14 protein-coding genes are annotated in these 16464 nt (G+C 42.6%); 6 read left to right on the top strand and 8 right to left on the bottom strand.

Going from position 1 to position 16464, the window contains the following annotated elements; genetic code table 11:
- Window positions 1–406 precede the first annotated feature (406 nt).
- Window positions 407–1051: a BLUF domain-containing protein gene (locus A6J60_RS04485; RefSeq protein ID WP_096064913.1), complete on the top strand. Its 645-nt coding sequence runs from the start codon at window positions 407–409 to the stop codon at window positions 1049–1051.
- A gap of 199 nt (window positions 1052–1250) precedes the next feature.
- Here the strand turns inward: A6J60_RS04485 and A6J60_RS04480 are convergent, their stop codons facing one another.
- Window positions 1251–2762, bottom strand: a complete 1512-nt coding sequence (locus tag A6J60_RS04480; protein WP_096064912.1) for an FAD-binding oxidoreductase — start codon at window positions 2760–2762, stop codon at window positions 1251–1253.
- 419 nt (window positions 2763–3181) lie between these two features.
- Between A6J60_RS04480 and serA the strand changes: the two genes are divergently transcribed.
- The 4 genes from serA to A6J60_RS04460 all read left to right on the top strand — a co-directional run bounded on the left by serA (window position 3182) and on the right by A6J60_RS04460 (window position 6650).
- Window positions 3182–4408, top strand: a complete 1227-nt coding sequence (gene serA, locus A6J60_RS04475; RefSeq protein WP_096064911.1) for a phosphoglycerate dehydrogenase — start codon at window positions 3182–3184, stop codon at window positions 4406–4408.
- Window positions 4409–4603: 195 nt separating this feature from the next.
- Window positions 4604–5524: an MBL fold metallo-hydrolase gene (locus A6J60_RS04470; protein ID WP_096066473.1), complete on the top strand. Its 921-nt coding sequence runs from the start codon at window positions 4604–4606 to the stop codon at window positions 5522–5524.
- A 359-nt stretch (window positions 5525–5883) separates the two neighbouring features.
- The gene (locus A6J60_RS04465) at window positions 5884–6228 is read left to right on the top strand and encodes a hypothetical protein (protein ID WP_096064910.1); all 345 of its coding nucleotides are present in this window, start codon (window positions 5884–5886) and stop codon (window positions 6226–6228) included.
- Window positions 6229–6347: 119 nt separating this feature from the next.
- Window positions 6348–6650 carry a hypothetical protein gene (locus A6J60_RS04460; RefSeq protein ID WP_096064909.1) on the top strand — a complete coding sequence of 101 codons (303 nt, stop codon included), beginning with the start codon at window positions 6348–6350 and terminating at the stop codon, window positions 6648–6650.
- A gap of 195 nt (window positions 6651–6845) precedes the next feature.
- Here A6J60_RS04460 and A6J60_RS04455 read toward each other — a convergent pair whose 3' ends face one another.
- From A6J60_RS04455 to A6J60_RS04440, 4 genes are all read right to left on the bottom strand, one after another.
- Window positions 6846–7910 carry a cation diffusion facilitator family transporter gene (locus tag A6J60_RS04455; protein ID WP_096064908.1) on the bottom strand — a complete coding sequence of 355 codons (1065 nt, stop codon included), beginning with the start codon at window positions 7908–7910 and terminating at the stop codon, window positions 6846–6848.
- A gap of 156 nt (window positions 7911–8066) precedes the next feature.
- On the bottom strand, window positions 8067–10490 hold the full coding sequence (priA, locus tag A6J60_RS04450; RefSeq protein ID WP_096064907.1) for a primosomal protein N': 2424 nt from the start codon (window positions 10488–10490) through the stop codon (window positions 8067–8069).
- A 227-nt stretch (window positions 10491–10717) separates the two neighbouring features.
- On the bottom strand, window positions 10718–11113 hold the full coding sequence (locus A6J60_RS04445) for a Rid family detoxifying hydrolase (protein ID WP_096064906.1): 396 nt from the start codon (window positions 11111–11113) through the stop codon (window positions 10718–10720).
- Between the two features lie 38 nt (window positions 11114–11151).
- A complete protein-coding gene (locus A6J60_RS04440) occupies window positions 11152–13368 on the bottom strand; it encodes a RelA/SpoT family protein (RefSeq protein ID WP_096064905.1) in 2217 nt (738 codons plus the stop codon).
- Window positions 13369–13466: 98 nt separating this feature from the next.
- On the opposite strand from A6J60_RS04440, the gene A6J60_RS04435 reads away from it, so the two are divergent.
- Window positions 13467–14542, top strand: a protein-coding gene (locus tag A6J60_RS04435; protein WP_413772355.1) for an IS3 family transposase whose coding sequence is annotated in 2 segments (ribosomal slippage) — window positions 13467–13722 and window positions 13722–14542 — 1077 coding nt in all. Because the reading frame shifts where the segments join, the coding sequence is not laid out codon by codon here.
- A 36-nt stretch (window positions 14543–14578) separates the two neighbouring features.
- On the opposite strand, the gene A6J60_RS04430 is transcribed toward A6J60_RS04435, so the two are convergent.
- The 3 genes from A6J60_RS04430 to gmk all read right to left on the bottom strand — a co-directional run bounded on the left by A6J60_RS04430 (window position 14579) and on the right by gmk (window position 16246).
- A complete protein-coding gene (locus A6J60_RS04430) occupies window positions 14579–14776 on the bottom strand; it encodes a hypothetical protein (protein ID WP_096064904.1) in 198 nt (65 codons plus the stop codon).
- Between the two features lie 452 nt (window positions 14777–15228).
- Window positions 15229–15489, bottom strand: coding sequence for a DNA-directed RNA polymerase subunit omega (gene rpoZ / locus A6J60_RS04425; protein WP_096064903.1), 261 nt, complete (start codon window positions 15487–15489; stop codon window positions 15229–15231).
- A gap of 142 nt (window positions 15490–15631) precedes the next feature.
- Entirely contained in the window at window positions 15632–16246 is a 615-nt protein-coding gene (gene gmk / locus A6J60_RS04420) for a guanylate kinase (RefSeq protein ID WP_096064902.1), read from the bottom strand.
- Between the last annotated feature and the right edge of the window lie 218 nt (window positions 16247–16464).

Here is a 16464-nt window from a genome sequence, read left to right as displayed (position 1 = left end):
GTTTATCGAAAGGCTTTATAACTATTAATTTTCTATTTAATTATTTTGTTGCTTGATGGTAATAAGTGAAGTTGAGATTCATTGATATAAAGCTATGTTTACAATGTAAAGCTCTATTTTTGTATAAATACTATATAACTATCGTAAATTATTGTATACTTTGCTATGAGTAATGTATGCCTTACTTGCATTTTTTCTCATTTTATACTTTTCGAATTTTAAGTCTTGGTTGTATTTTTCTATTTTAGAAGTGATGGTCTGTTTGTGGGACCTCGATGGCAGGCTTAAAGCGAAAGTCAGATTTAACGTTGAGAATAAAACTTAAATTTGAAAACAAAATTAAAATAAAAAATATTGAAAAAATAAAAAATTGGCATAGGTGAGTACGTCATAAAAGGATGTTTTTATGCCCTTATACGAACAAGAGACCGCCAACAGACTAAAACAAATTGAAGATGATGCACTGATTCGTATGGTGTACGTCAGTAGTTTGAGCTTAAAAAATCGCTTTCAGCCCAAAGTGTTTAAAACCATTCAGTCTGATGCGCGTGATTATAATAAACAGCACGGTATTACAGGTACTTTGTGTTATGGCAATGGCTGCTTTTTACAGTGTTTGGAGGGTGAAAAGCGCATCTTGCTGCCGGTACTACAAAACCTGTTTGATGATGAACGCCACAAAAATATAAAAATACTGTTAATTAAACCGATTAAGCTGCGCCAGTTTATTAATTGGGGTGTGCGCATGCTATTTTTGGAGCGTTGGCTGTGGTCACCAGAAACAAAAAAGCAAGCGAGTAGCTTGGCAGAATTTTTACCATTTCGACCTTATGAGTGGAGTATTGCTTACACTGAGCAGTTTTTAATAGCCATTCAGAAGTTATCCACGCCCGCCCACGTCAAAACTTCCGGTATTCATTTAAATGCAATGGGACATCTAATGAGACATATTATGGGACCACATCAGGCCTTTATCTTTATTCAAGGCGTACTGAGTATTTTTACGATAATAGCGATTTATATTTTGTATAAGATGTTTTTTCACTCATAGTAAGTGCGAATATCGTGAGTGCAGATTAGGTTGATCTGGTTTAGGCTTTGATTTGATTTAAGCGTTTTAAATCCCGCTGGTTAACCGTTAAAGTATTTAGGTTTAACCCATACATTAAAAAAAGCAGAATCATTATTGATCCTGCTTTTTTAGATTATGACTTATAGATTATCGACAAATCATCGTTCTGAATAACAAATTAAATATCAAAGATTTTGCCACGGTTCATGATGCCATTAGGATCAAATACCTGTTTTAGTGCTTTTAGATACTCAATCTCAACATCAGGACGGGTGTAATTTAAATAAGGCTTTTTAGTCATACCCACACCATGTTCAGCGGATACTGAGCCGCCGTATTTTTGTACGGTTTGGAACACCAAATCATTGACGCTTTGACACTTCTTAAAGAACTCATCTTTGCTCAGGTTTTCAGGCTTGAGAATATTTAAGTGCAAGTTACCATCACCAATGTGACCAAACCAGCAGATTTCAAAGTCAGGGTAGTTGCTATTAACGACCTCTTCAATGTCTTTGATAAACTCAGGCACATAGCTGATCAGCACCGACACGTCGTTTTTGTAGGGTGTGAACACTGAGATGGTTTCTGAGATGTATTCACGCAACTTCCATAGTTCAGCAGCTTGCGCTAAGTTCTGGCTCATGACGCCATCGACAATCCAACCATTTTCCATACACTGCTCAAACATAGCCATCGCTTTATCCATAATCGGCTCATAAGGCGCTTCAAACTCAAGTAGCGTGTAGTATTTGGTGCGTGCTTCGAAAGGCTCTTGTACATGACCAGTGGCCATCAATTTTTCGATGGCGACCTCATCAAAGAATTCAAAGGCTGTCAGGTCTAACTGTGATTGAAATGCTGATAGCACATTCATCACGTGATCAAACTCATCCATGCCAAATACCATCACCGTCAAATCTTGCGGCGCGCGGTCTAGCTTGATTTGAGCCTTGGTGACGATACCCAGTGTACCTTCCGCACCGATAAACAGCTGGCGTAAATCATAACCAGTGGCATTCTTAATCATGCCACGGTTTAGCTCAAGGATATCGCCTTTACCAGTGACAACCGTTAGGCCTAAAATCCAATTACGGGTCATGCCGTAGCGAATCACTTTGATACCGCCAGCGTTGGTGCCTATGTTACCGCCAATTTGACTGGAGCCAGCTGAAGCAAAGTCGACCGGATAATACAAGCCTTTGTCTTCGGCAAACTGTTGTAGCTGCTCGGTAATAACTCCCGCTTCAATCTCAACCATTCTGTCAGCAGGGAAGAAATCACCGATTTTATTCATTTTATCCAGACTTACCACGATTTCACCGTTACTGGCGACCGCGCCAGCAGACAGTCCAGTGCGTCCGCCACTTGGGGTGACCACTATGTTGTGCTCATTGGCCAGTTTCACCACCGCTTGAACTTGCTCGGTAGATTTAGGGAACACAATGGCAGACGGCGCCGGTGCAAAGTGCTTGGTCCAGTCTTTACCCCAATGTTGTAAGCTGTCCTCATCGGTTTTAACTTGGCTATCATCAAAGCCATGCTGATCACTCAACGCTTTTAACAGTGCGTTTAATGCAGCAGGGTCGGTAGGGGCTTGCTGTAGCTTTGGGGTATCAATATCCGCTTGATGTGCACCATGAGCTTGTTCATGGGCGGGGGCTTTATTAGATGCTTGATGAGATGCTGTCATAAGAGGCTCTTAGAATATTGTAAATGGGCAATAAAAATGATAATAAGATAAATACTTAACAAATAATAAATTGATATTAAATGGGGTAACCGATTATCTATTATAGCCATAATTTAGCGTGATAGTCATAATTAGCAGGCGCTTATTCACAATTTATTGTGCCATAGCTATTTAATTTATCATCAGATAGTCGTATTATGACATATCTGATAATCAGGTGGTTTAATGCTTTACGGGGTCGCATATAGCCGCTTTAGTAGCCCTGTCAGGCTATAATGCAGCGTTGCAAATTGTTAAATTGCCTGTTAATTTAAGCTTGTGCAATAGAAGCTTATATCATGATGTCTGTTGGAGAGAACACTCTGCACAGATGGGTTTGTAATTTTATTAAATTAATAGGTTTTAATAAGGGCAAAGATATGGCGTTATCGCTTGAGAAAGACAAAATACGTTTTTTACTATTAGAAGGTGTGCATGACAACGCACTAAAAGTATTAAATGCAGCCGGTTATAGCAATATTGAGTATTTATCATACGCATTAGATCCAGATGAGCTGGTCGAAAAAATTAAAGATGCGCACTTTATTGGTATTCGTTCACGCACCCAATTGACCCGTGAGGTCCTTGAGCATGCAGAGAAGCTAATCGCGATTGGTTGTTTTTGTATTGGTACCAACCAGGTTGATTTAGAAGCGGCACGGGAGTTTGGTATTCCTGTATTTAATGCGCCTTACTCAAACACCCGCTCTGTTGCTGAGTTGGTATTGGCTGAAGCCATCATGTTATATCGTGGTATCCCTGAGAAAAACGCAGTGGTCCATCGCGGCGGCTGGGGTAAATCTGCTAAGAACTCACATGAGGTTCGCGGTAAAGTGATGGGTATCGTCGGTTATGGCTCTATCGGCTCACAGCTTTCTGTACTGGCAGAAGGTCTGGGCATGAAGGTTATTTACCATGACGTTGTCACTAAATTGCCACTGGGTAACGCCGTGCAAGTGGGCAGCTTAGAAGAGCTACTACAACAAGCTGATATCGTGACATTGCATGTGCCAGACCTGCCAAGCACCCGCTATATGATGAAAAAAGAGCAGTTTGATCAGATGAAAGATGGCAGCTATTTCATTAACGCCGCACGTGGTACTTGTGTTGAGATTGATGATTTGGCAGCTGTCCTTGAGTCAGGCAAGCTACTTGGCGCCGCAGTGGACGTGTTCCCGAAAGAGCCAAAATCTGCAGACGAAGAGTTTGAATCACCACTACGTAAGTTCGACAATGTTATCTTGACCCCACACATTGGTGGATCAACTCAAGAAGCTCAGGCCAATATTGGTCTAGAAGTGGCTGAGAAGTTTGTTAAATACTCAGATACAGGCGATACCACAACCTCAGTTAACTTCCCTGAAGTTAGCATCCCTGTTAAAGAAGGCTCGCATCGTTTATTACATATCCACAAAAACGTGCCTGGCGTATTGTCACAAATTAACACTTCATTTGCCTCATCTGGCATTAACATTCTAGCGCAAAGCTTGATGACAGAAGGTGATGTGGGTTACCTAGTGATGGATGTGGATAACCGCAACTCACAAGAAGCATTAGATAAGCTAAGAGACATTAAAGAAACCATCCGAGTACGTGTTTTATTCTAATCGGTTGTTGTTTATTGCTTAATGTTTTTAGTTAAAAAGAAAGCTGGCCTTGTTGCCAGCTTTTTTGTTGTTCAAAAAGTGTTACTATGCGCTAATTAATATATATTTTTATATAATAATACTGAAACTGATAATAATTAACCACTGTTAATATAATAAAAACACTAATAAAAGGAGCGATAGGCTATGTGCGCTATGCAGGTAACCTCTTTTTTGCATCAAGACACCGAGACCTATACCCACGTACTGGCAGATACACACAATAAAGTATGCGCCATTATAGACCCTGTGCTCGATTATGACTTTAAGTCTGGTCATACCGACACTGAGTCGGCGCAGCAAGTGGCAGACTTTATTACCGAGCATGAGCTAAAGGTGATGTATATCATTGAAACCCACGCACATGCTGATCATTTGTCTGCTGCGCAGTATCTTAAGCAGCAGTTAGGCGGTAAGCTGGTCATTGGTAAACACATTACCAAGGTGCAGCGTATATTCAAGGATGTGTTCAATCTAGATATGCGCTTTAAGACGGATGCTAGCCAGTTCGATATGCTGACAGAAGAAGGTACAACCTTTATGTTGGGTGATATTGAGCTGACGGTGATGCATGTACCAGGGCACACCCCAGCTGACATGGCTTATATCGCCATGCATGTGTCTGTTGAGAAAGGCAGTGAAGAGGCTAGTAGTACTGAGTCTGACAGTAACTCAGCACTGGCCATCTTCGTTGGTGATACCTTATTTGCACCAGATGTTGGAACGGCTCGATGTGATTTCCCTGGTGGGGATGTGCATCAGCTGTATCACTCCATTCAAAAGATTTTGTCACTGCCGGATGATACGCAGATTTATCTATGCCATGACTATCCGCCAGAAGGGCGTAGCCATTCATCGGTAACTAATGTCGCTGCACAAAAGGTGGATAATGTGCATGTGCGTGACGGTATCAGTGAGGCTGAGTTTGTCAAAATGCGCACAGAGCGTGATGCAACGCTTGATATGCCAAGACTTATCATACCTTCTGTTCAGGTAAATATTCGGGCCGGCAAGATGCCTGAGCCAGAAGATAATGGGGTTCGCTATCTAAAAGTGCCGTTAAATACGCTCAGCTAATCGGTATTTGTTAGAGTTGACTGATAGGTATTTAGTGAGCTTGCGACTATTTTTGACTCAAGTTTTGACTCAAGACACAGCTTAAACGTATTTTTGCTGTCAGAGGCCATATTTTGTGCTAGTATTATATGGTCTGTTAATTATTCAGATTCGTGGGTTTAATTGCGGCTTGTTTTTTAAAATCCAGTTTTAGGTCATTTAGATTATATTCTAGGGCCAAAATGGTAGATCAAACGGTCGCATTGCAACTTCCAGCACGATAAAAAAACTCTGGTAAAGCGCATGAGCCTGTACTCTGACAAGGCCCTCTGTGCCCTATAAATAAGTATCTATTGTCGGAGTCAAGGAGTCTATTTATCATGTCTGTACTACCTCCAGCCAGTTCTTATTACACTACTTCTGTGCCTTTATTAAGTACCCGTCGTTATCGCCCACGCTGTGCATTGGCCGAGATTATGGTTGCTCGCATCCAGCAGCAAAAACTGACTCCCGGCCAGATTGTACAAGCCATGGGTTATCCACGCCAACATACCATTGCAGCAAAAGACCGCTTAGATCATGTATTACGTCATGCTACTTTGGGGTTGGATGGCAGCTTTCTTGATGCTTATTATGATGCTCATGGTTTTGTGGTAGCCTTATGTCAGGTGCTAGAGATTCCTGCCGATCAGTATCAGCCACTGCTACAACACATCTCATCGTAAGCACCTCTACGACTTATGAGAGTGCCTGATTGAGTTGTATAATGATGAGCTGTCTGATGAAGGCGAATAAATATAAGGCCCTGTTATCCTTTTATGTTATCCATTAAAAGGCGGGTGAGATGCTAAAAATACTTCAGTATAAAGACCAACACTCGCTATTGAGCATCATTTTAATTACCTGTGTCAGGCTAGTACTGACGGTAGGTTTATGCTTGTTTGCCTTTTACTTTGCCGTTGCCTCGACGATGGGACCGGCGATAGCGCCTGAGGTCTGGATAGGCGAAATATCGTTAGATATGATCATACGTATCGGTATGCTGATAACCTCGATAGGCATTACCCTGTTTGCCATCGTATGGTTGGTCTATCCTTTACTGCGTTTGTTGTATAACAAGATAACAGCCCGCTATCGAAGCCAGTAGGCTGTATACAGCCACATAATAGATAAAGCCATATAGATAAAAACACGCAAATAGAAGATATTAGCTAATAGTAACTCATACAAAAAGACCGAGACACTGACTATATAAGTCGCTGTCTTGGTCTTTTTATGTTGTTAGGGCTCTGAGCAGAACACCAGTTAGCCTAAACCACTTGAATTGAGTCTTAAACAGCAATTAATGGTGATGGCCAAGATGACTGTGGCCACTATGATTAGCCGGTGTTTCTTCTATTGGGCAGACAATGGCCTCAATTCGATTGTGTGGATGCTCAATTGATTCAACTTGAATGGTGGTGTGACTAATGCCAAGCAGTTCAAGACTGTGTTCTAAGTCATGAATCAATTCGCTGGCCTCAAGGATGCGCATATCGCCATCAACCACCACATGGCAAGACAGGGCATGCAGTCCACTGGTGATACTCCAGATATGTAAGTCATGCACCGCGATAATCTCATCGTGTCCTTCAATGGTCTGCTTCACTTCTGCTAGTGAAATTTCCTCCGGTGCACCCTCCATTAGGATATGTGCCGACGCTTTGACCACTCGGTAACCACTAATCAAAATTAATATTGCCACGATTACAGAGGCCACAGGGTCGGCCCACCACCAGCCCATCCAAATCATGGACAATGCGGCAATAATAGCAGCAACTGAGCCTAGTAAATCTCCAAGCACATGCAGATAGGCACTATGCATATTCAGGTTTTTTTCATCCGATAAAGGGTCATCATCATGATGGTGATCATTACCGCCTCGGTGTAATAGCCAGGCCACGATTAAGTTAATAATCAGACCAATGGTTGCGATGATTAACATGCCTTGTGATGCGACTTCAGGTGGTGAGCTAAAGCGATCGAACGCTTCGACAATAATCATGCCCGCTATCAGAATTAAGGTTGCACCATTGGCGCCGGCCACTAAAATCTCAAAGCGTTTGTAGCCGAAAGTCTTTTTACTATTGGCCTGCTTCTCACCAATTTTAAAGGCCAACAAAGTAGCCCCTAATGCTGCTGCATCCGATAGCATATGCCCAGCATCAGATAGCAAAGCCAAGCTGTGGGTGAGCAATCCACCAATCGCCTCTACCAGCATAAAGAAAGTAATGAGTAAAAAACAAATCAGCAAAATACGACGCTGTTTACTCATGTCTCTAGCGCTTGGCTCATCGTGAAAGTGAGGTGGATCATGCTCGATGAGCTCATCCTGGGTATGCTTTGGGTCTGAATGATGTGGGGACATAGACGGTGTTACTCTCCATATAAAGCCAAATCTTTAATTGCTATAGAGCAGCAAACTAAAACAATCACATATCAATCTTCAATTATTATCTAACAGCATAGCGCAACCAACAGCCTTAGCCAAACGACTGATGAGTTACTGATGAGCTATAGCTGCTTACCATCCGACTGGATCAATATCTAACGTTAACTTTAAGTACTTAGCTGAGGGCAGCTGCAATACTTGGGGCCACCAGAATCTAAGCAGCTGATGCAAATGAGGACGCTGCTTGGACATCAACAATAGCTGACTGTGAAAGCGACTATTTTTCATCTTCATAGGGGCGTCAATTGGGCCTAAGATGGCCAACTCATGCGCTGGCATAATCGCCAAAGCGTCTTTTAATGCTTGCGTCGCACGCTCTAAGGTTTTAGCCTCACAGCGAATCAAAGCTGCATGAGTATAAGGCGGCAGACCTAACATTTTGCGCTCTTTTAATAACTCTAGCGCAAAAGGATGATAACCATCGCGTACCAGTTTACGCAGTAATGGATTTTCAGGTTGTACGGTTTGTATTAATACCGTACCCGGCTTGCTGCCGCGACCCGCGCGACCTGCTACCTGCACGATCAGCTGTGCCGTATGCTCAGGAGAGCGAAAGTCTGGTGACAAAAAGCCACGATCAGCATTAGGCAGGCATACCAAGGTCACATCAGGGAAGTGATGACCTTTGGCGACCATTTGGGTGCCGACTAATATGGCCGGATCACCGGTTTGAATACGGCGATAAATATCTTCCCAACTGTCTTTGCGACGAGTGGTGTCTCTGTCTATTTGAATAATGGGGTAAGTTTTTTTACTGGTCTGTGGGTTTGAAAACAGTGCATGCAGACTTTCAGTAAGGCGGGTGGTTCCCATACCGATGGCATTTAAATTGACGCTATTACACTCAGGGCAAGAAGTTGGGATAGCTGCCTGCCAGTCACAGTGGTGACACTTAAGATAACTGGGTTGGCGACTGTTGAGTTGACTGTGATGTACTGTCATATGCGCCTCGCAGCGCACACAGTTGGCCTGCCAGCCACAGGCGTCACACAGCAATATAGGTGCATAACCACGGCGATTTAAGAATACTAATACCTGTTCACCGGCATCGAGTGTGCGGCGAATGGCATCAATGGTTGCATCGGTTAAGCCAGTGTTTTGGGTAGTGTGTAAATTAGGTAGCAGTTCAGGCTGCTTGGGTGGCTGTTGCGGCTGACCTGAAAGATGCGTGTCTGAAGTCACAGCACTGGCCGAGTCACTTGATTCGCTTTGATGTGTATCAGACTCACCACTTTGCTTAACCGGCAGATTGCTGTAAGCAGTGGGTGCATCGCGCGCATCGACTAAATGCATTTGTGCAATGGTAGCCGCGCCCGCACGTTCGGTTAAGCTAAGCTCGGTCAGCTTATTGTCTTCAACCAGCTTTAAGTGCTCTAAAGAGGGTGTTGCTGTACCTAATACCACCGGGATACCCAACTGATAGCCACGATATAGTGCAACATCGGAGGCGTGGTAACGCAAGGTGTCTTGCTGCTTATAGGACTGATCATGCGCCTCATCGACCACAATCAAACCTAAATTAGCAAACGGATACAGTACAGAAGATCGCGTACCGATGATGATTTGAGCGCGTCCTTGGCGACAGTCTTCCCAGCCATGCATACGCTGAGTATTGTTTAAATTAGAATGTAGCAGCAGAATATTGGCCGCAAAGCGTTCAGCAAACCGAGCACGGGTCTGAGGGGTTAAGCCAATTTCTGGCACCAATACCAGCACTTGTTTACCGGCTTCTAGTACCGACTGCATCGCCTGTAAATAGACTTCTGTTTTGCCACTGCCAGTAACGCCATTAAGTAAGTAACCGCTATAGACCTGCTGCTCGACACTGTGCAAGATAGCGTCAACCGCATGCGCTTGTTGATCATTTAATTGCAGCGGCATTTTGGCCAGGGTGACAGGTTCAGGGTCTGGCTTGCATTCGACATAGCTTTCAATCAAGCCTTTTTGTTGCAGCTTATTTAAAAATGGGCGCTCCATACCTTGCAGTAGCAACGTATCTTCACTGGCACCTTTGTCACCGTGTAGTTGCAACATTGCAAACTGCTGCTTTTGCTTATGTGCATTGGGAGGAAAGTCGGTATCACTAACGTGCGGCAACACCCGCCAATGTGTTACCAATAAATCCAACGGTTTGCCTTGGCGGATTAAAGTCGGCAGCATCACCGATAGCACGTCTCCAAGTGGATAATGATAGTAGCCGGCAAGCCACCGAGCCAATGACAGCATTTGCTTATCTAAGATGGCAACATCATCAAAAGCCGTTTTAATACTTTTTAGTTTATTAACCGGTACATCGCTGGTGCTGCTATCAATGTGATCAATCACGATGCCGATTAAGCTTTGTCGACCAAAAGGGACTTGCACTCGGCTACCAATTGGCGGTAAGTTCACAGGGGCTGAAGGTTGGGCTGACTCTAGCTGAGACGCTTGGACACCGATAGGCAGGTAATCGAATTCACGATATAAGGGAACGGGTAGGGCGACACGAACAAGCATTGAAAATAATACTCCCTACTAATCCTGCTAAAGACAAACTCGAAAACTTATAATAGATGATGGGCTAAGCCTGATCAGGCTATATTAAAAGCAGCAACTTAGCCTTGGCCGAGTTGCTGCTTTAAAGTTGACGTTCTATTTTTTAAACCAACTAACTGTTTGTATTTATCGATTTATATTTATCGATTCTGCATTAACTCATGCTAGGTTTAACAGAATCAAACAGATTAGTCTTCAATAAATAAAATAGACTCAATTTCAACAACGCCGCCTTTTGGTAAAGCAGCAACCTGTACGGCAGCACGTGCAGGGTAAGGCTCTGATAAACGCTCAGCAAAGATAGCATTTAGTGCTGCAAAGTCGTTTAAGTCTGTCAATGAAACATTGAACTTAACCACATCGCTTAGCTTACCGCCGGCTTCTTCACAAATGGCTTCAATATTGTCCATAACCAGTGCTGCTTGAGCTTCAAAACCTTCAGCTAATTCCATGGTCTCAGGATCAAAGCCTAGCTGACCTGAAATATAAACCAAGCTGCCACCCACCGAAGGGATTTTAACGGCTTGTGAATAAGCACCGACTGCGGCAGGGGCTTTATCTGTATGAATGGTTTGACGTGTCATAGTAAATTCCTTTGTATTATCGCAAGTTTATTATGCTGTTATAAGCGGTAAAGGCGTCTGATACTACCAAAACCGACGTGTGGGCGCAGTGCTTCAATACCTTCAAGCACATGGCTACGGCTGCGTACAATGACATGAATGATGGTGGAGTCTGAGCGAATATCCACTTTTTCGATGCCAATACTAAGCTGTCGTAGAGTATATAGTACATGAGAAACTTGTTCATCATTTAACGCCAGATTAATTTTCAAATAGGCGGTAAAGTGAGGGCGATCGCTAGGGTGTTCGATATGCTTTTCAATCTCTTCTTCGCTATACCAATCTAGCTGCACCAGCTCGTAGGGTTTCTCAGCATATTTATTAATGATCGAGTAACAGCGGTGACGATGTAGCACCAGACCATGCATGGTTAAGTGACCGATAATTGGATCACCGAAGATAGGACGGCAACAACCAGCAAAGTGTACTTCCACACCATTGGCATTAGATAACAGCTGATTAGGACGGTTAAAGCCAGTCTTATGTGCTTGCTGATGCGATTTGGTCACATCATCACTAAATAAGCGAGACACTACCAACTGTGGCAATAGCGCGCCAGCACTCATTCTTTGATACAGATCCTGTTTGCTGCTCACATTTTGCCACTGTAACAAGTCTTCCCAGTCTTCTTGGGTGACATCCTTGATAGACTTACCATAAGTCTGTAACGCACGGTCTAACGCTTGCTTGCCATGCTGCTGTTGCTCTTCTTCAGGCAAACTACTAAACCAACGTTTTAACGTACGCTGCGCTTTACTGGTCACTACGATACCTAGCCACTCTGCTTTTGGCTTGGCATCTTTATCTACTTCGATTTCAACTTTTTGGCCGGCTTGTAATACAGAACCCAGTTTGGCGTTATGACCATTAATTTTTGCGCCGGTTGCAATATTGCCCACTTTAGGACCGACGGCATAAGCAAAGTCTAACGCTGTCGCTCCTCTAGGCAGCTCATAAGCACGTCCTTTAGGACTATAGCAGACAATTTTTCGGCTATTTAAATATGAGATCAGCTCGTCAATGGTTTCCACCATATCGTCATAATTATCTGCATTTTTATCGACTGCGTCGACGTTGCTGTCTGAGTTTTTGTCTTCGTCTTGCTTGGTATCAATCAGCTCTTTCATATTACGTAAAGAGGCTTTAATAACAGAGCGACTCAGATCAGAAGCTTGCTCCGCACCAATCACACCTAAGCGTGCCGCTGCCTGCATTTTACGGGTCAGTAAGGTGACCTTAATGGTATCGTTATCACGAATATAAGTCAGCGTTAACGACTGGTTGCCACCAGGAAGCGGATGACGAATGTTGTCTTCAATTAAATTATTCGGAATACGGTATTTTTTAATCAAGTAATCAGCCAGAGAATCACAGTCCTCAATGGTATTGGTGACGATTTCAAACGCATAGTGGCGCAGTAAATCTTCCATTTCACCACGGTTACGGAAGAACTGACGGTACATAATTACTTGATTGTCGAGCACGCGCACATGGCCAGATATGGCATGTTTATCGAGTACATAATTGAGGTATTGCTGAATGGCTTCTTTTTGATATTTACGCCCCAAGCCGTGCTGTAACAGCTTGTCCGACATTTTGGTATACATCACTGGATCTAGGTTGCGATAACACAAGATTTCCATATAGTCAGCGATATCGTTAAGCCCCATTAGGCGGGCAAAGGGCACATAAAACTGCAAGGTCTCTGATGCGGTTGCACGCTGCTTCTCAGGACGCACCGAATCCAATGTAGACATGTTGTGTAGACGGTCAGCCAATTTGATAATCAGTACGCGTGGATCATCTAAAGTTGCGGACATAATCTTATGGAAAGTTGCCGCTTTATTTTGTTGTTTGTTGTGATTAGATGATTTTAGCTTGGTTACCCCGTCGACTAGGCGAGCAACAGTAATGCCGTAACGCTCAGAGATTTGCTCAGAGGTTACTTCTGTGTCTTCAACGGTATCGTGCAAAATAGCAGCAATGATCGAATCACGGTCTAGTCTGAATCCGGCTAAGATTTCAGCCACAGCAATCGGGTGAGTGATATAAGGCTCACCAGATTTGCGCTTGTCTTTAATATGCGCTTTGTCACCAAAGGCGCAGGCATCAAGTATATCTTGTTTTTCGGTATCGGTTAAATAAGCCACTGCACGCATAAGATTGCGCTGAGATTCATCAACCAAGTGGTGACTCAGCTTGGGCAGCTTTTGCATATAAGAGGTTTGATTGACATGATCATCTGTAACTATCCCCTAAAATAACACAGCTCAAACGTAGAATTTCTTATAAAATACCCATAAGGAGTTTTAATATGAGCAAACGAATGACTGAGACCCAAATAGTATCCATTTTAAAAGAAGCAGAAGCAGGAATACCTGCTAAAGAGCTGTGCCGTAAGTACGGAATTGCTAATTCGACTTTCTATAAATGGCGTTCCAAGTATGGAGGCATGGAAGCCTCTGATGTTAAGCGACTAAAAGAGCTTGAAGAAGAAAACCGTAGGCTTAAACAGATGTATGCTGATTTAAGCCTCAAAGCGCAAATGCAGGAAGATATCATAAAAAAGCTATAGCGCCTGCTTGTGAGCGCAAAGTCTGGGCTCAAGAATTGCAGGCGCAGTATGGTGTCAGTATTGCATCGAGCTGTCAGGTGGTCTGTATGAGTCGAACCGCTTATTACTATAAGCCTAAGCTATCTGATGATAGTGAGATTATTGATGTCTTAAATGAACTAACAGATAAGCACAATCGTTGGGGTTTCCCAAAGTGTTTTAAGCGTATACGCAAGCTTGGCTATTCATGGAATCATAAACGAGTACACCGTGTTTATAAAGCTTTAAACTTAAACCTACGCCGTAAGTCTAAAAGACGGCTACCAACACGTAACCCCCAGCCGTTAAGTGTGCCAAACGCATTGGGTCATACTTGGTCTATGGACTTTATGAGCGATAAGCTGCACAATAATATTCGCTTTCGAACCTTTAATGTGATTGATGATTACAACCGCGAAATACTCGGCATTGATATTGGTACCAGCATTCCCTCACTCCGAGTGATTCGCTACCTTGACCAGTTAGCCGAGTGGCATGGTTATCCTAAGCAAATTCGTGTGGATAATGGTAGTGAGTTCACCTCTAAAGTGTTTACTGATTGGGCAACGGCTCACGGTATCTATATTGACTATATTGAGCCTGGCTGTCCTTATCAGAATGCTTATATTGAACGGTTTAATCGTAGTTACCGCAATGAGGTTTTGGATTGTTATTTATTCAATGATTTAAATGAAGTCAGTCAACTGACTGAGGAGTGGATCACGGTTTATAACACCGAAAGACCCCATGATTCACTTAATGATATGACACCTGCCCAGTATAGACAGGTGGCTTAATTATTCTACGATGATGTTGTGTTAAGAATGGGGTATTTACACATCTTCATCAGAATTAGGCAGATCGATATCAGCACTAATAATAGGATCTATGATGTTCTCATCATTGGCAATGTTATTAATGACATGACCGTCAATATCAGTATTCAAATTTTTTATCATATCCGTTTTAGAGTCTGATGCGTTAGTGCTAGCCTGAGTGATGGGCTTGGAATCAGTTTTGGGGACTGTCATAGTATTCATCCTTCAGGTAAGCGGCAGTTAAATTAAAACAATCAATAACTATCTTTCTTTTAGAGCCTGTTTTTTTAAGGCTATTTTCAATCGTTTAATACAATATATTATATAGGGTTGTATTTATATCAATTAAAGTAAAAAGTACAGCTAACCTCTTAATTAATCGTAAAAACAGCGTGCTGTCAACAGTATAAATAGCATAAAGCGTTAAATAAATCATTGCCTGCGTTAAAAAAGCCGCTAAGTTTATCAAAAGCTGTGGGAAATGACAGCCTTATAAATGATATTAAACCTATTAAATATAGGATTTTAAATGAATAATATTAAAAAATTATCTGATAAAAACACAAAGCGATAACAAAATACAGCAATGAAAAATTAAGGCGATAAAAAAACCACGATAGGCGAGTGCGCATCGTGGTTTTTTAATATCTAAAACAGTAGGCTGTTTAGAATCCTTGACCGTTACTTAAAGCCATGTCTAATGAGTTGGTCGCAAAATGATGATCAGGCTGGTCTAAAATATCTTTAGTGACCAGACCGGCGGCAATCTCACGTAACGCCAAAACAGTGGGTTTGTCATTGTCCACATCAACCAATGGCTCAGCGATGCCCTTTGCTAATTGGTGGGCGCGCTTACTGGCAACCAGTACCAGCTCAAAGCGATTGTCTACTGCATGTAAGCAGTCTTCTACAGTTACACGTGCCATAACGTCCTCTTGTTTATCACAACTTGGTGATAGGTGTTCATGTGAATATTAATTGACCATTATAGCAAATATTCGCTATTAAGTGGTGAACTTTTGTTTATTTGCAGCCAGTAAGCCTTGGTGCTATCGCTAATCGTTAAAGCTAGTCTTTAATAAGGTCAGCAATGGTTTCGCCATAGCGTGCTTTTTGACGCTCAGTGGTTTGACGTTTTGCGACGATAATGGCTTTAAGCTCACTCAGTGCTGCCTCAAAGTGGTCATTAATCACCACATAATCAAAGTGTACATACTGCTTCATCTCGGTAACCGAACCTGCCAGACGTTTTTCAATCACTTCTTGTGAGTCTTGACCACGAGAAGATAGGCGCTGACGTAATGTGGCCTTACTTGGCGGTAGAATGAAAATCATAGTGACATCATCATAGCGCTCTTTAACTTGCAGGGCGCCTTGCCAATCGATTTCCAAAATCACATCGATACCAGAGTCTAGCTGTTGGTTGACGCTTTTTTCAGAGGTGCCATAGTAATTATCAAACACTTTGGCATGTTCCAAGAACTCACCGGCCTCAATACCTTCAATAAAAGCATCCGGATTTGTAAAATGATAATGTTGTCCATCGATTTCACCTGGACGGGGATCACGCGTGGTGTGCGATACGCTCACCGCTAAGTCGTTAGTGGTTGCAATCAACTGTTTGACCAGTGAGGTTTTTCCGGTACCGGAAGCGGCGGTAATAATAAAAAGTGATCCTTTCATATTTGCTGTCTCTTATATAGTGGTTAATCGTAGGAATAATAGGAGGGTAGTTCGCCTGAACTTGTCACTTAGTAGTAGGGTTATACATTTTATTAGGGTCAACCATTGGATTATTAGTCTTGCTCTTTTTTCATCTAACCTTTATAGATGGATGACCCATAACAACCATTCAAAATAGCGATTATGAAAAATAGATGTTTATTTTTACAAAATCATGC

This window comes from Psychrobacter sp. FDAARGOS_221, assembly GCF_002313155.2.
In the GTDB taxonomy this organism is placed as follows: Bacteria; Pseudomonadota; Gammaproteobacteria; order Pseudomonadales; family Moraxellaceae; genus Psychrobacter.
The sequence above is the reverse complement of the archived record's forward strand: the minus strand, read 5'-3'. Positions and strand labels throughout refer to the sequence as shown.

Bases quoted from the DNA above. Each gene is read 5' to 3' on its own strand.
- A6J60_RS04485 (WP_096064913.1), top strand. From the start codon at position 407: ATGCCCTTATACGAACAAGAGACCGCCAACAGACTAAAACAAATTGAA.
- A6J60_RS04470 (WP_096066473.1), top strand. From the start codon at position 4,604: ATGCAGGTAACCTCTTTTTTGCATCAAGACACCGAGACCTATACCCAC.
- A6J60_RS04455 (WP_096064908.1), bottom strand. From the start codon at position 7,910: ATGTCCCCACATCATTCAGACCCAAAGCATACCCAGGATGAGCTCATC.
- A6J60_RS04480 (WP_096064912.1), bottom strand. From the start codon at position 2,762: ATGACAGCATCTCATCAAGCATCTAATAAAGCCCCCGCCCATGAACAA.
- gmk (WP_096064902.1), bottom strand. From the start codon at position 16,246: ATGAAAGGATCACTTTTTATTATTACCGCCGCTTCCGGTACCGGAAAA.
- serA (WP_096064911.1), top strand. From the start codon at position 3,182: ATGGCGTTATCGCTTGAGAAAGACAAAATACGTTTTTTACTATTAGAA.
- A6J60_RS04430 (WP_096064904.1), bottom strand. From the start codon at position 14,776: ATGACAGTCCCCAAAACTGATTCCAAGCCCATCACTCAGGCTAGCACT.
- priA (WP_096064907.1), bottom strand. From the start codon at position 10,490: ATGCTTGTTCGTGTCGCCCTACCCGTTCCCTTATATCGTGAATTCGAT.
- A6J60_RS04445 (WP_096064906.1), bottom strand. From the start codon at position 11,113: ATGACACGTCAAACCATTCATACAGATAAAGCCCCTGCCGCAGTCGGT.
- A6J60_RS04460 (WP_096064909.1), top strand. From the start codon at position 6,348: ATGCTAAAAATACTTCAGTATAAAGACCAACACTCGCTATTGAGCATC.
- rpoZ (WP_096064903.1), bottom strand. From the start codon at position 15,489: ATGGCACGTGTAACTGTAGAAGACTGCTTACATGCAGTAGACAATCGC.
- A6J60_RS04465 (WP_096064910.1), top strand. From the start codon at position 5,884: ATGTCTGTACTACCTCCAGCCAGTTCTTATTACACTACTTCTGTGCCT.
- A6J60_RS04440 (WP_096064905.1), bottom strand. From the start codon at position 13,368: ATGCAAAAGCTGCCCAAGCTGAGTCACCACTTGGTTGATGAATCTCAG.